Source organism: Clavibacter davisi (assembly GCF_052751415.1).
On the sequence record NZ_CP199882.1, the window covers coordinates 874,877 to 888,074 of the forward strand.

General features: G+C 72.0%; 14 protein-coding genes. 13 read left to right on the plus strand and 1 reads right to left on the minus strand.

What is annotated here, in order from left to right; all coding sequences use genetic code 11:
* Positions 1–19: 19 nt before the first annotated feature.
* The 12 genes from ACU4ZT_RS04300 to rplL all read left to right on the plus strand — a co-directional run bounded on the left by ACU4ZT_RS04300 (position 20) and on the right by rplL (position 11,922).
* Entirely contained in the window at positions 20–508 is a 489-nt protein-coding gene (locus ACU4ZT_RS04300) for a PH domain-containing protein (RefSeq protein ID WP_063071124.1), read from the plus strand.
* Entirely contained in the window at positions 505–2,271 is a 1,767-nt protein-coding gene (locus tag ACU4ZT_RS04305; RefSeq protein ID WP_445338076.1) for a PH domain-containing protein, read from the plus strand. Before ACU4ZT_RS04300 ends, ACU4ZT_RS04305 begins: the two co-directional genes overlap by 4 nt.
* Positions 2,268–3,029 carry a Rossmann-like and DUF2520 domain-containing protein gene (locus ACU4ZT_RS04310; RefSeq protein ID WP_063071956.1) on the plus strand — a complete coding sequence of 254 codons (762 nt, stop codon included), beginning with the start codon at positions 2,268–2,270 and terminating at the stop codon, positions 3,027–3,029. The genes ACU4ZT_RS04305 and ACU4ZT_RS04310 overlap by 4 nt, the downstream gene beginning before the upstream one ends.
* 42 nt (positions 3,030–3,071) lie before the next feature.
* Positions 3,072–3,950 carry a pantoate--beta-alanine ligase gene (gene panC / locus ACU4ZT_RS04315; RefSeq protein ID WP_445338079.1) on the plus strand — a complete coding sequence of 293 codons (879 nt, stop codon included), beginning with the start codon at positions 3,072–3,074 and terminating at the stop codon, positions 3,948–3,950.
* A 137-nt stretch (positions 3,951–4,087) separates the two neighbouring features.
* On the plus strand, positions 4,088–5,635 hold the full coding sequence (lysS, locus tag ACU4ZT_RS04320) for a lysine--tRNA ligase (protein ID WP_414763094.1): 1,548 nt from the start codon (positions 4,088–4,090) through the stop codon (positions 5,633–5,635).
* A gap of 6 nt (positions 5,636–5,641) precedes the next feature.
* Positions 5,642–5,767: a hypothetical protein gene (locus ACU4ZT_RS04325; RefSeq protein WP_012037540.1), complete on the plus strand. Its 126-nt coding sequence runs from the start codon at positions 5,642–5,644 to the stop codon at positions 5,765–5,767.
* Between the two features lie 21 nt (positions 5,768–5,788).
* Positions 5,789–5,971 (plus strand): hypothetical protein, encoded by a 183-nt coding sequence (locus ACU4ZT_RS04330; protein WP_063071959.1) that lies wholly within the window; start codon positions 5,789–5,791, stop codon positions 5,969–5,971.
* Positions 5,972–6,125: 154 nt separating this feature from the next.
* Positions 6,126–8,636 carry an ATP-dependent Clp protease ATP-binding subunit gene (locus ACU4ZT_RS04335; protein WP_063071960.1) on the plus strand — a complete coding sequence of 837 codons (2,511 nt, stop codon included), beginning with the start codon at positions 6,126–6,128 and terminating at the stop codon, positions 8,634–8,636.
* A gap of 148 nt (positions 8,637–8,784) precedes the next feature.
* Entirely contained in the window at positions 8,785–9,672 is an 888-nt protein-coding gene (locus ACU4ZT_RS04340; protein WP_270981871.1) for an NAD-dependent epimerase/dehydratase family protein, read from the plus strand.
* Positions 9,669–10,646 (plus strand): aldo/keto reductase, encoded by a 978-nt coding sequence (locus ACU4ZT_RS04345; protein WP_445338083.1) that lies wholly within the window; start codon positions 9,669–9,671, stop codon positions 10,644–10,646. Before ACU4ZT_RS04340 ends, ACU4ZT_RS04345 begins: the two co-directional genes overlap by 4 nt.
* Positions 10,647–10,948: 302 nt before the next feature.
* Positions 10,949–11,464, plus strand: a complete 516-nt coding sequence (rplJ, locus tag ACU4ZT_RS04350; protein WP_012037545.1) for a 50S ribosomal protein L10 — start codon at positions 10,949–10,951, stop codon at positions 11,462–11,464.
* Positions 11,465–11,538: 74 nt separating this feature from the next.
* On the plus strand, positions 11,539–11,922 hold the full coding sequence (rplL, locus tag ACU4ZT_RS04355) for a 50S ribosomal protein L7/L12 (RefSeq protein ID WP_063071963.1): 384 nt from the start codon (positions 11,539–11,541) through the stop codon (positions 11,920–11,922).
* A gap of 107 nt (positions 11,923–12,029) precedes the next feature.
* On the opposite strand, the gene ACU4ZT_RS04360 is transcribed toward rplL, so the two are convergent.
* Positions 12,030–12,479, minus strand: coding sequence for a hypothetical protein (locus ACU4ZT_RS04360; protein WP_063071964.1), 450 nt, complete (start codon positions 12,477–12,479; stop codon positions 12,030–12,032).
* A gap of 258 nt (positions 12,480–12,737) precedes the next feature.
* Here ACU4ZT_RS04360 and ACU4ZT_RS04365 point away from each other — a divergent pair, with 258 nt between their 5' ends.
* Positions 12,738–13,187, plus strand: a complete 450-nt coding sequence (locus ACU4ZT_RS04365; RefSeq protein WP_270981868.1) for a MarR family winged helix-turn-helix transcriptional regulator — start codon at positions 12,738–12,740, stop codon at positions 13,185–13,187.
* Positions 13,188–13,198 lie beyond the last annotated feature (11 nt).

The following is a 13,198-nucleotide window of genomic DNA, read 5'->3' on the forward strand; positions in this document are numbered from 1 at the left end:
CCCCACCGATAGGAGCACAGTGACCGCGAACGTCGATCCGCACGGCGTCGAGTGGCGCCGCGTCTCCCCGCGTCTGGTCGGCGTCGAGCTGGTGGGCGGCGTGATCACCGCGCTCGTCCTCGGCGGGGTGGCCGTGTTCCTGACCGTCGTCGGAGCGCCGGGCTGGCTCCGCATCGTGCTCGGCGCCGCCGCGGCGGTCGAGCTGGTGGTGACCCTGGTCATCGTGCCGCGCCGCGTGCGCGCCATGGGCTACCAGCTGCGCGACGACGACCTGGTCTTCCGCCGCGGCATCATGTGGACCCGCATCGTCGCGGTGCCGTACGGCCGGATGCAGCTCGTCGACATCACGCGGGGCCCGGTCGGTCGCGTCCTGGGTCTCGCCGACCTCAAGCTCGTGACCGCGGCGGCGTCGGCGAGCATCCAGATCCCCGGCCTCCGGAACGACGACGCGGAGGAGCTCCGCGACCGCCTCGTGTCGCTCGCCGAGACCCGCCGGGCGGGGCTGTGACCGACGCCGGGTCCGCGGATCCCGCGCGCCCCGGCGCCGACCCCGTCCCCGCCGTCGAGGCCCGCATCGCCGAGGAGCTCACCGACGGCGGCTGGCACCGCCTCCACCCCGCCACGCCGGTCCTCCGCGGCGGCGTCGTGTTCCTCGTCGCGATCGGCTTCCTCGTCTCGTCCCTCCGCGAGCAGCTCGTGGAGCGCTTCGTGCCCGGCCAGGACGACGGCGGCGGCGAGGGCGACCTCCTCCCGTGGCTCGTCGAGTCGGGCGCCCTGATCTGGGTGATCCTCGGCCTCCTCGCCTTCACCCTGCTCGCGGTCGGCATCTCGTACCTGTCGTGGCGCCTGCACACGTTCCGCGTGACGGAGGAGACCGTCGAGGTCCGCAGCGGCATCCTGTCGCGCACGAACCGGCGGGCGCGGCTCGACCGGATCCAGGGCGTCAACATCGTGCGGCCGCTCCTGCCGCGGCTCATCGGCGCGGCCAAGCTGGAGATCCAGGTCGCGGGCAACGACGCCAACCTGCCGCTGCAGTACCTCCGCTCGCGCGACGCCGACGCGTTCCGGCTGCGCGTCCTGCGGCTCGCGTCGGGTGCGCGCGCCGAGGCGGCCGGATCGCCCGCCCGCGCCGCCGCTCCCGCCCGCGGGTTCGTCGGCTCGCGCGTCGACGACCTCCTCGCGCCCGAGCTGGATCCCGACGTCGCGCCGCCGCAGTCGGTCGTGCGCATCCCGATCCCGCGGCTGATCGGCGCGGTCCTGCTCTCCGGCCCCACGGTCGTGCTCGTGCTCTTCGTGGTCGTCGGCATCCCGCTGATCGTCCGCTTCGAGGCCTGGTACCTGCTCGTGCCGCTGCTGCCGACCCTGATCGGATCCGCGGGCTTCTTCGTCCGCCGCATCACCCGCTCGCTCCGCTACAGCGTCGCCGGCACGCCCGACGGCGTGCGCGTCGGCTTCGGCCTGCTGTCCACGAGCAACGACACGATCCCGCCCGGCCGCATCCACGCGGTCGAGGTCGTGCAGCCGCTGCTCTGGCGCGCGGCCGGCTGGTGGGAGATCCGCATCACGCGCGCCTCGCACTCCTCCGCGCCGGGCGCCGCCGGACAGCAGAACACGTCGATCCTCCCGGTCGGCGACCGCCGCGACGTCGACCGCGTGCTCGGCCTCGTGCTCCCGCACCTCGTGGGGGAGGACGCGCTCGCGCTGATCGGCACGGGCATGACCGGGCGCGGTGGCACGGACGACGGGTTCACGACCTCGCCGCGCCGGGCCTGGATCCTCAAGCCGTTCTCCTGGCGCCGCACGGGCTTCGCCGTGGACGACTCGGCGTTCCTCGTGCGCCGCGGCGTGATCTGGCGCCGCCTGATCGTGGTGCCGCACGCCCGCACGCAGGGCGTCGACCTCACCCAGGGGCCGATCGACCGCCGGCTCGACCTGGTCTCGGTGCGCGCGGCGACCGTCGCGGGTCCCGTGGACACGCGCCTCGGCGCCATCGACCGCGTCACGGGGATGGAGCTGTCGACCCGGCTCGTCGCGGCGGCCGTCGCCTCGGCGGGTGCGGACACGTCCGACCGCTGGGGCGCCGAGGCCGCGAGCTGGCCGGCACCCGGGTCCGCGGTGGCCGCCGCGGGGACGCCCGCCGCGGGGACGCCCGCCGCGGGGCCGCCCGCCGCGGGGCCGCCCGCCTCGGAGCCGCCGGCCCCGGAGCCGCCCGCCCCGGAGGACGCCCCCGTCACCCCGCGCCACCGATCCACCCCCGAGGACCCCGCATGACCGCCCCCTCCCAGCGCTCCGGCCGCCTCGGCGTCGGCATCATCGGCGCCGGCCGCGTCGGCCCCGTGCTCGGCCTCGCGCTCGCGGGCGCCGGCCACGCGATCACGGGCATCTCCGCGGTCTCCGAGGCGAGCCGCGAACGCGCCGAGGCGATGCTCCCGGACGTGCCCGTGCTGGAGATCCCCGAGATCGTCGAGCGCAGCGAGCTCGTGATCCTCGCCGTCCCCGACGCCGAGCTCCCGGGCCTCGTCTCCGGCCTCGCCGCGACGGGCGCGTGGCAGGCGGGCCAGCTCGTCATGCACACCTCCGCCGGGCACGGGATCCAGGTGCTCGCCCCGGCCTTCGCCGCCGGAATCATCCCGCTCGCCATCCACCCGGCCATGTCGTTCACCGGCACGAGCATGGACCTCAGCCGGATGCTCGACAGCTGGTTCGCCGTCACCGCGCCCGCGCCCGTGCTCCCCATCGCGCAGGTGCTCGTGGTGGAGATGGGCGGCGAGCCGGTCGTCGTGGAGGAGCGGGACCGCGCGGCCTACGCCGAGGCCATCGCCACGGCCACCACGTTCTCGACCGCCATCGTCGACCAGGCGACGGGCCTCCTCGCGGGCATCGGCGTCGAGGAGCCCGGGCGCGTGCTCGGCCCGCTGATCCGCTCGGCCGTCGACGACGCCCTCCGCCGCTCCTCCCCATCCGGCGGCGCGCGCCTCACCACGGGCGACGTGCCTCCGCCGACGGACGAGGGCCTCGGCGCGGACTAACCTGTCGTGTCCGCGTCCCGAGCACCCGAGGAGCACCACGGCATGACGATCCCCGCGCCCACCGTCGTCACCGGCATCGCCGAGCTGCGCGCCCTGGTCCGCGCGCACCGCGCCGAGCGCGCCGCCGCCGGCGAGGAGGCCGTCGTCGTGCTCGTCCCCACCATGGGGGCGCTGCACGAGGGCCACCTGGCGCACGCCCGCCACGCGCGCGCGGCCGGATCCCTCGTGGTCGTCTCCGTCTTCGTCAACCCCCTGCAGTTCGGCGCGGGGGAGGACCTCGACGCCTACCCGCGCACCCTCGACGCCGACGTCGAGGCGCTCGCCGCCACCGGCGTCGACCTGGTGTTCGCCCCGTCGGCCGCCGAGATGTACCCGGACGGCCCCGGGCGCATCCGCGTCTCGGGCGGATCCGTCGCGCTCTCGCTCGAGGGCCGCTCCCGGCCGGGCCACTTCGACGGCATGCTCACCGTCGTCGCGAAGCTCCTGCACATCGTCGCGCCGGACGTCGCCACCTTCGGCCGCAAGGACGCGCAGCAGCTCCACCTCGTGCGGCGCATGGTGCGCGACCTCGACATGCCGGTGCGCATCGAGGAGCTGGAGACCGTGCGCGAGCCCGACGGCCTCGCCCTCTCCAGCCGCAACCGCTACCTCGACGAGCGCGAGCGCCGCGCCGCCCGCGTCATCCCCGCCGCCCTCGAGGCGGCGCAGAGCGCGGGGTCCCGCGGCATCGACGCCGTCATCGCCGCCGCCCAGTCCGTGGTCATGGGGGAGCCCGCCGTCACGCTCGACTACTTCCAGGTGGTGGATCCGACGACCTTCGAGACGGTCGACGACGGCTTCTCCGGTGCCGCGCTCGCCGTCATCGCCGCCCGCGTCGGCACCACGCGCCTCATCGACAACGAGACCGTCGTCATCGCCTGAGCGGCGACGCCGGCCTCCCGGCGCGACCGCCTCCCGTCCGTCGGCGCGACCGTGCCCGGCCCGCGTCCGCACCTGCGAGAATCGACGGGAGGCCGTTCGGCCGCACGCCCCTTCGACCCGCGAGGATCCGCCCGCACATGACCGACAGCCCCGGAACACCCGCGACCACCGCCACGCCCGCCGCCGTGGAGGAGTCCGCCGAGGACATCGCCGAGGACATCGCCGAGCAGAAGGCCGTGCGCCTCGCGAAGCGCGCGCGCCTCGAGGCCGAGGGCGGCCCCGGCGGCGGCGCGTACCCCGTGCAGGTCCCCGTCACCACCACCATCCCGGCGGTCCGCGCGGAGTTCGGCCACCTCGAGCCCGGCGTCGAGACCGACCACGTGGTCGGCATCGCCGGCCGCGTCGTCCACTTCCGCAACACCGGCAAGCTCTGCTTCGCCACGCTCCAGGCGGGCGACGGCACGCGCATCCAGGCCATGATCTCGCTGGCCGAGGTCGGCGAGGACGCGCTCGCCGCGTGGAAGGAGCTCGTCGACCTGGGCGACCACGTCTTCGTGGGCGGCCGCGTCATCGCGAGCCGCAAGGGCGAGCTGTCGATCATGGCGACGGAGTGGCGCATCGCCGCCAAGGCCCTGCTGCCCCTGCCCAACCTCCACTCCGAGCTCTCCGACGAGACCCGCGTGCGCAGCCGCTACCTCGACCTCATCGTGCGCGACCAGGCGCGCAAGAACGTCCTCGACCGCGCGAAGGTCAACGCATCCATGCGCGAGACGTTCCGCCAGCGCGGCTACGTCGAGGTCGAGACGCCCATGCTGCAGGTGATGCACGGCGGCGCCTCCGCCCGCCCGTTCGTCACGCACTCCAACGCTTTCGACACCGAGATGTACCTCCGCATCGCGCCCGAGCTGTACCTCAAGCGCGCGGTCGTCGGCGGCATCGACCGCGTGTTCGAGATCAACCGCAACTTCCGCAACGAGGGCGCCGACTCCACGCACAGCCCCGAGTTCGCGATGCTCGAGGCGTATGAGGCGTACGGCGACTACACCTCCATCGCCGAGCTCACGCAGACCCTCGTGCAGGACGCGGCCATGGCCGTCGCCGGCAGCCACGTCGTCACGTGGGCCGACGGCACCGAGTACGACCTCGGCGGCGAGTGGGACCGCATCTCCATGTACGGCTCCCTGAGCGAGGCCGCCGGCGTCGAGGTCACGCCCGCCACCACCGTCGACGAGCTGCAGGCCATCGCCGACCGCGAGGGCGTCGTCGTGCCGCTCAGCACGCACGGCAAGCTCGTCGAGGAGCTCTGGGAGCACTTCGTGAAGGGCGGCCTCGAGCGCCCCACCTTCGTGCTCGACTTCCCCGTGGAGACGTCGCCGCTCACGCGCGCGCACCGCTCCATCGAGGGCGTCGTGGAGAAGTGGGACCTCTACATCCGCGGCTTCGAGCTGGCCACCGGCTACTCCGAGCTCGTGGATCCCGTCGTGCAGCGCGAGCGCTTCGTCGACCAGGCCCGCCAGTCGGCGCGCGGCGACGACGAGGCCATGCCGCTCGACGAGGAGTTCCTCCGCGCGCTCGAGCACGGCATGCCGCCGTCGGGCGGCATGGGCATGGGGGTCGACCGGCTCCTCATGGCCATCACCGGCCTCGGCATCCGCGAGACCATCCTGTTCCCCCTAGTGAAGTAGGCGACCATGCCCTTAGGACCCGACGGCTCGAACCCGAAGAAGCCCACCACCGCGCGCTATGCGCTCTGGATCATCGTCGGCGGCATCGCCGTCGTCATGATCGGCCAGGGCGTCTACGGCATCCTCACCTAGAGCGCGGCGTATCCTTCTCGCATGGATGATTTCTGGGCGAGCGCGATCTGGTCGATCCTCCCCACGCTCGGCGTGGGCCTGATCTTCTGGTTCATCATGCGGGCCGTCATCCAGGCGGACAAGCAGGAGCGCAAGGCCTACGCCGCCATCGAGGCGAAGGAGCGCGCCCGCATGGGCGTTCCCGCGCCCGAGGCCGACCGCTAGCGGATCCCGCTCCGGGCCTCGCTGCCCGCACCCGATCCGCCGCCTCGCGCATCGCGTCACGCCCACGGCGAACAGGGGCATGCACCCGTCGAACCCGTCGTTACTCTCTACATATCGGCGCCGGCCCCCTGCCCCGGTGCCCAGGGAGATACAGATGTTCGAGAGATTCACCGACCGCGCTCGTCGCGTCGTCGTCCTGGCCCAAGAAGAGGCCAAGATGCTCAACCACAACTACATCGGGACCGAGCACATCCTGCTCGGCCTCATCCACGAGGGCGAAGGCGTGGCCGCCAAGGCCCTGGAGTCGCTCGGCATCTCCCTCGATGCCGTCCGCGAACAGGTCCAGGACATCATCGGCCAGGGCCAGCAGCAGCCCACGGGTCACATCCCGTTCACGCCGCGCGCCAAGAAGGTCCTGGAGCTGTCGCTCCGCGAGGCCCTCCAGCTCGGCCACAACTACATCGGCACCGAGCACATCCTGCTCGGGCTCATCCGCGAGGGCGAGGGCGTCGCCGCCCAGGTCCTCGTCAAGCTCGGCGCCGACCTCAACCGCGTGCGCCAGCAGGTCATCCAGCTCCTGTCCGGATACCAGGGCAAGGAGGCGGTCGCCGTCGGCGGCGAGGCCCAGCAGAGCCAGCAGGCGGGCTCCACGGTCCTCGACCAGTTCGGCCGCAACCTCACCCAGGCAGCGCGCGACGGCAAGCTCGACCCCGTCATCGGGCGCGAGAAGGAGATCGAGCGCGTGATGCAGATCCTGTCGCGCCGCTCCAAGAACAACCCCGTCCTCATCGGCGAGCCCGGTGTCGGCAAGACCGCCGTCGTCGAGGGCCTGGCGCAGGCCATCGTCAAGGGCGATGTCCCGGAGACGCTGAAGGACAAGCAGCTCTACACGCTCGACCTCGGCTCGCTCATCGCCGGGTCCCGCTACCGCGGCGACTTCGAGGAGCGCCTCAAGAAGGTCACCAAGGAGATCCGCACGCGCGGCGACATCATCACCTTCATCGACGAGATCCACACCCTCGTCGGCGCGGGTGCCGCCGAGGGCGCGATCGACGCGGCCAGCATCCTCAAGCCGCTCCTCGCGCGCGGCGAGCTGCAGACCATCGGCGCCACCACGCTCGACGAGTACCGCAAGCACTTCGAGAAGGACGCGGCCCTCGAGCGCCGCTTCCAGCCGATCCAGGTGCAGGAGCCCTCGCTGCCGCACACGATCAACATCCTCAAGGGCCTGCGCGACAAGTACGAGGCGTTCCACAAGGTGTCCATCACCGACGGCGCCATCGTCTCGGCGGCGAACCTCGCCGACCGCTACATCGCCGACCGCTTCCTGCCGGACAAGGCCATCGACCTGATCGACGAGGCCGGCGCGCGCCTGCGCCTCTCGATCCTCTCGGCCCCGCCGGAGCTCCGCGAGTTCGACGAGAAGATCTCCGTGGTCCGCGTGGCCAAGGAGACCGCCATCGAGGACCAGGACTTCGAGAAGGCCGCGAGCCTGCGCGACGAGGAGAAGAACCTCCTCGGCGAGCGCCTCCGCCTCGAGAAGCAGTGGCGCTCGGGCGACGTCCGCACCACGGCCGAGGTCGACGAGGGCCTGATCGCCGAGGTGCTGGCGCAGGCCACCGGCATCCCGGTGTTCAAGCTCACGGAGGAGGAGTCCTCGCGGCTCGTCTTCATGGAGAAGGCCCTGCACCAGCGGGTCATCGGCCAGGAGGAGGCCATCTCGGCCCTCTCCAAGACCATCCGCCGCACCCGCGCCGGCCTCAAGGACCCGCGTCGTCCGTCGGGATCGTTCATCTTCGCCGGCCCCACGGGCGTCGGCAAGACGGAGCTCGCGAAGGCCCTGGCCGAGTTCCTGTTCGACGACGAGGACGCCCTCATCTCGCTCGACATGAGCGAGTACGGCGAGAAGCACACCGTGAGCCGCCTCTTCGGCGCCCCTCCCGGATTCGTCGGCTTCGAGGAGGGCGGCCAGCTCACCGAGAAGGTGCGCCGCAAGCCGTTCTCCGTGGTGCTCTTCGACGAGATCGAGAAGGCCCACCCGGACATCTTCAACTCGCTGCTCCAGATCCTGGAGGAGGGACGCCTGACGGATGGCCAGGGGCGCGTGGTCGACTTCAAGAACACGGTCATCATCATGACCACCAACCTCGGCACCAAGGACATCACGGGCGCCCCGGTCGGGTTCCAGGTCGAGAACAACGCCGCGAACTCCTACGAGCGCATGAAGGGCAAGGTCAGCGAGGAGCTGAAGAAGAACTTCAAGCCCGAGTTCCTCAACCGCGTGGACGACACCATCGTGTTCCCGCAGCTGTCGAAGCCCGAGCTGCTCCAGATCGTCGACCTGTTCGTGAAGCGCCTGTCGGACCGCATGATGGACCGCGACCTCACGATCACGCTCGAGGCCGCCGCGAAGGAGCGCCTCATCGAGGTCGGCTTCGACCCGTCGCTCGGCGCCCGGCCCCTGCGCCGCGCCGTGCAGCACGAGATCGAGGACCGCCTGTCGGAGCGCATCCTGCAGGGCGAGCTCAACGCGGGCGACCACGTGCACGTGGACTACGTGGACGGCGTGTTCACGTTCCTCACCACGCAGCGCGAGGGGCTCCCGGTCGCGGCCGGCATCGGCACCGGACCCGGCACCCCGGACCTCGCCATCACGAGCGACTAGCACCGCACGACCACGACGGCCCGTCGTCCCCGCGAGGGGACGGCGGGCCGTCGCCGTGTCCGCGGGTCACCGGAGCCGCTGTCGCCACCGCGCGCCCGGGTCCAGGATGGACGGGGGCGGAACCGCCCCACGAAGGAGATGCTCGCCGATGAGAATTGCCGTCACCGGAGGCTCGGGGAAGCTCGGCCGCCACGTCGTGGCCGACCTGCGCGCCCACGGACACGAAGTCACCAACATCGACCAGGTGGGGGAGCGCGGGTCCGGCTACGTCCGCGTCGACACCACCGACTACGGGCAGGTGGTGGACGCGCTCTTCGGCGTCCAGGACCTGCACGACGGGTTCGACGCGATCGTGCACCTCGCCGCGATCCCGGCCCCCGCGATCCTGAGCGACGTGGCCACGTTCCACAACAACATGCTCACGAGCTTCAACGTCTTCCAGGCCGCGCGCCGGGCGGGCATCCGGAAGATCGTCTACGCGTCCAGCGAGACCGTGCTCGGCCTGCCGTTCGACGTGCCGCCGCCCTACATCCCCGTCGACGAGGAGTACCCGGCGCAGCCGAACAGCACCTACTCGCTCGTGAAGCACCTCGAGGAGCAGATGGCCATCGAGCTGTGCCGCTGGGATCCGGAGCTGCAGGTCACCGCGCTCCGCTTCTCGAACGTCATGGACGTCGACGACTACGACGCGTTCCCGGGCTACGACGACGACGCGCTCGCCCGCAAGTGGAACCTGTGGGGCTACATCGACGGCCGCGACGGCGCGCAGGCGGTGCGCCGAGCGCTCGACCACGACGGCACCGGCTTCGACCGCTTCGTCATCGCGAACGCCGACACCGTGATGAGCCGCTCCTCCGCGGAGCTCGCCGCCGAGGTCTTCCCGGGCGTCGAGGTGCGCAAGGAGCTGGGTGAGCACGAGACGCTGCTCTCCATCGACAAGGCCCGCCGGATCCTCGGCTACGAGCCCGAGCACACCTGGCGCGATCACGCGCCGGCCACCACGGGCGACGACCCGGTCGCGGGGCACCCGTCGTGAGGTACGTAAAGCTCGGGAGCACCGGCACCGAGGTCTCGGCCATCGCGCTGGGCTGCATGAGCTACGGCGAGCCGACGCGCGGCGGCCACGCGTGGACGCTCTCGGAGGAGGACTCGCGGCCGCTCATCCGCCGCGCCGTCGAGCTCGGGATCACCTTCTTCGACACCGCGAACGTGTACTCCGACGGGTCGAGCGAGGAGATCACGGGCCGCGCCCTCACGGAGCTCACGCGGCGCGAGGAGGTGGTCATCGCCACCAAGGTGCACGGCGCCATGGGGGAGGGGCCGAACTCCCGCGGGCTGTCGCGGAAGCACATCATGTGGCAGATCGACGAGAGCCTCCGCCGGCTCGGCACCGACTACGTGGACCTGTACCAGATCCACCGCTTCGACCCCGCCACGCCGCTCGAGGAGACGCTCGAGGCGCTCGACGACCTCGTGCGCGCCGGCAAGGTGCGCTACCTCGGCGCCTCGTCGATGGACGCCTGGCGCTTCTCGAAGGCGTTGCACCTGCAGCGGCAGCACGGCTGGGCGCGGTTCGTCACGATGCAGGACCACTACAACCTCGTGAACCGCGAGGAGGAGCGCGAGATGCTGCCCCTCTGCGCCGACGAGGGCGTCGGATCCCTGCCGTGGAGCCCGCTCGCCCGCGGCCGCCTCACCCGCGACTGGGACGCGACGACCGACCGGAGCGCGACCGACGAGTTCGGGAAGACGCTCTACGCCGCGCAGGAGGACTCGGACCGCCGGGTCGCCGCCGCCGTGGCGGAGGTCGCCGAGGCGCGCGGGGTGCCGCGCGCGCAGGTCGCGCTCGCGTGGGTGTCCCGGAACCCCGTGGTGACCGCGCCCATCGTGGGCGGCACCCGGGTGTCGCACATCGAGGACGCCGTGGCCTCGCTCGATCTCGAGCTGACGGACGACGAGGTGGCCCTCCTCGAGGAGCACTACGTGCCGCACGCGGTGGTCGGCTACTAGCCGCATCCAGGACCGCCCGCGCCCGCCGACTTGCGCGGGCGGTCCTCCGTCACCTACTCTGAGCGGAGCCACAGACCGCTGGTCGTCGGCGTGCCTCCGCGAGGGGATGCGCTGAACGAAGGTTCACTCAGGTGAAGGCCCGCGCAGGTGATCGAAGCACGATGCAGCGCATGTCCCTCGGGGCTGCGCGTCACTCCCGCTCCGGCCTCCTGTGCCGGAGCCTTTTTCATGTGTGCAGCCGGGGGCTGCCAGCACCCCGCCCCGCTTCCGCGGTGTCGGGGAACCACGTGATAAGGAGTGCCATGGCGAACAAGGAAGCCTCGGTCGCCGAGCTCGCGGAGAAGTTCCGCAGCTCGAACGCCGTACTGCTCACCGAGTACCGCGGTCTCACCGTTGCCCAGCTCAAGCAGCTGCGGAAGAGCATCAGTGCAGACGCGACCTACGCCGTGGTGAAGAACACGCTGACCAAGATCGCGGCGAACCAGGCGGGGATCTCGTCGTTCGACGACGAGCTCGTCGGCCCGTCCGCGATCGCGTTCGTGCACGGCGACACCGTCGCCGTCGCGAAGGCGCTGCGCACCTTCACCAAGGCCAACCCTCTTCTCGTCGTGAAGGGCGGTTACTTCGACGGCAACCCCCTGACGGCGGACGAGGTGAACAAGCTCGCCGACCTCGAGTCGCGGGAGGTGCTGCTGGGCAAGCTCGCCGGCGCCTTCAAGGCCTCGCTCTTCGGCGCGGCGTACCTGTTCAACGCACCGCTCTCGCAGGCCGTACGCACCGTCGAGGCGCTGCGCGAGAAGCAGGAATCGGCTCAGTAGCACCCCTCGGGTCCCATCCCCGGGGCGCGATGCACTGATCCACCAGACACCACACCAACCCAAGGAGAATCACCATGGCAAAGCTCTCTAACGACGAGCTCATCGAGGCCTTCAAGGAGCTCACGCTCATCGAGCTCAGCGACTTCGTCAAGAAGTTCGAGGAGGTCTTCGAGGTCACCGCCGCGGCGCCCGTCGCCGCTGCCGCCGCCCCCGGCGCCGCTGCCCCCGCGGAGGAGGTCGAGGAGAAGACGTCCTTCGACGTCATCCTCGAGGCCGCCGGCGACAAGAAGATCCAGGTCATCAAGGAGGTGCGCGCCCTCACCAGCCTCGGCCTCGGTGAGGCGAAGGCCCTCGTCGACGGAGCCCCCAAGCCCGTCCTGGAGGGTGCCAACAAGGAGGCCGCCGACAAGGCGAAGGCCCAGCTCGAGGCCGCGGGCGCGACGGTCTCCGTCAAGTAGCTCGTACCACCGCTTGAGCGCTCAGGGCGCCGATCCCCTCAGGGGGTCGGCGCCCTGCGTCGTTCCCGGGCCACGTGACGGCCGGCGTCCGTGAGCGGCGGGCGGTGTCAGACCAGGTGCCCGCCTCCGGGGCGGCGCAGCGTGTCCGGGATGCCGTCGTGGAAGAACGTGAGGTCGTCCTCGGGGCCGTTCTGCACGCGTCCGAAGACCTTGTCGTAGGCGTGGTAGATCACGCCGTGCTCCGGCGGGCCGATGACCAGGATGGAGCCGGGCTCCTCGTCGATGACGAAGTACCCGCCGCCGAACTCCTTGCGCGCGACCTCGGAGACGTAGTACCCGGTGAGGCGGCCGAACGGCGTCGGGAGCTTCGTGCGGGAGTCGTGGAAGCGGCCGAGGATCTCGTCCACGCGCGCGAGCGAGGCACGGGAGAAGTCGAGCGGCACCTCGTAGTCGTCGCGGTAGATCTGCGCCGCGATGCGCGCGTTCTGCGCGATGGCCGCCTCGTTGCTCCCGGGCGCGGCGGCGGCCGGTCCGTCAGCCTCCCCGGGGAGGGGCACGCCCGCGCCGTCCGGTGCCGTGCCGCTGCGGGTGGGGGACGTGGGCCAGGGCGAGGGGCGCTGGCTCCTCCTCGACCGGCCCGGCCGGTCCTCTCGTGATCCGGTCAACAGTCCGAACAGTCCCATGGCAGCCTTCCGCGTGCGTCTCGACGGGGTGATGGCGCCCCATCCTGCACGATCCGTCGGTCTCGCGAGCGGTCCACCCCCGTCCGTCGCGCCCGGGTCGACATTCGCATAGCGCAGCTATATAGTTGACGCATGCCCACGAACGAGCCCGACCTGCGCGCCCTCCTCGGCGACCTCGTCACGGCCGGCCACCGGCTCACGCGACTCGCGGCGCACGAGGTCGGCGGGACGAGCTCGCCCGCCGTCTGGCGCACGCTCTCCGTGCTCGTCAGCTGGCCGGGCGGGATGCGCCTCGGCGTGCTCGCCGAGCGCAGCCGGGTGGCGCAGCCGACCACGACCAGGATCGTGCGGTCGCTCGTCGACAAGGGGTGGATCGCGCAGGTGACGGACCCCTCCGACGCCCGCGCGACGCTCCTCGAGATCACACCGGCGGGGGAGGCCGCGCTGGACGACTGGCGCGACCGCCTCGCCACGGCCCTCGTGCCCCGCTTCGCCGACCTCCCGGCCGACGACGTGGCCGTGATCGCGCGGGCCGTCGAGCTCGTGCTGGCTCGCGTGGACCGCGCGCCGGCCGACGGCTGACCGCCCGCCCG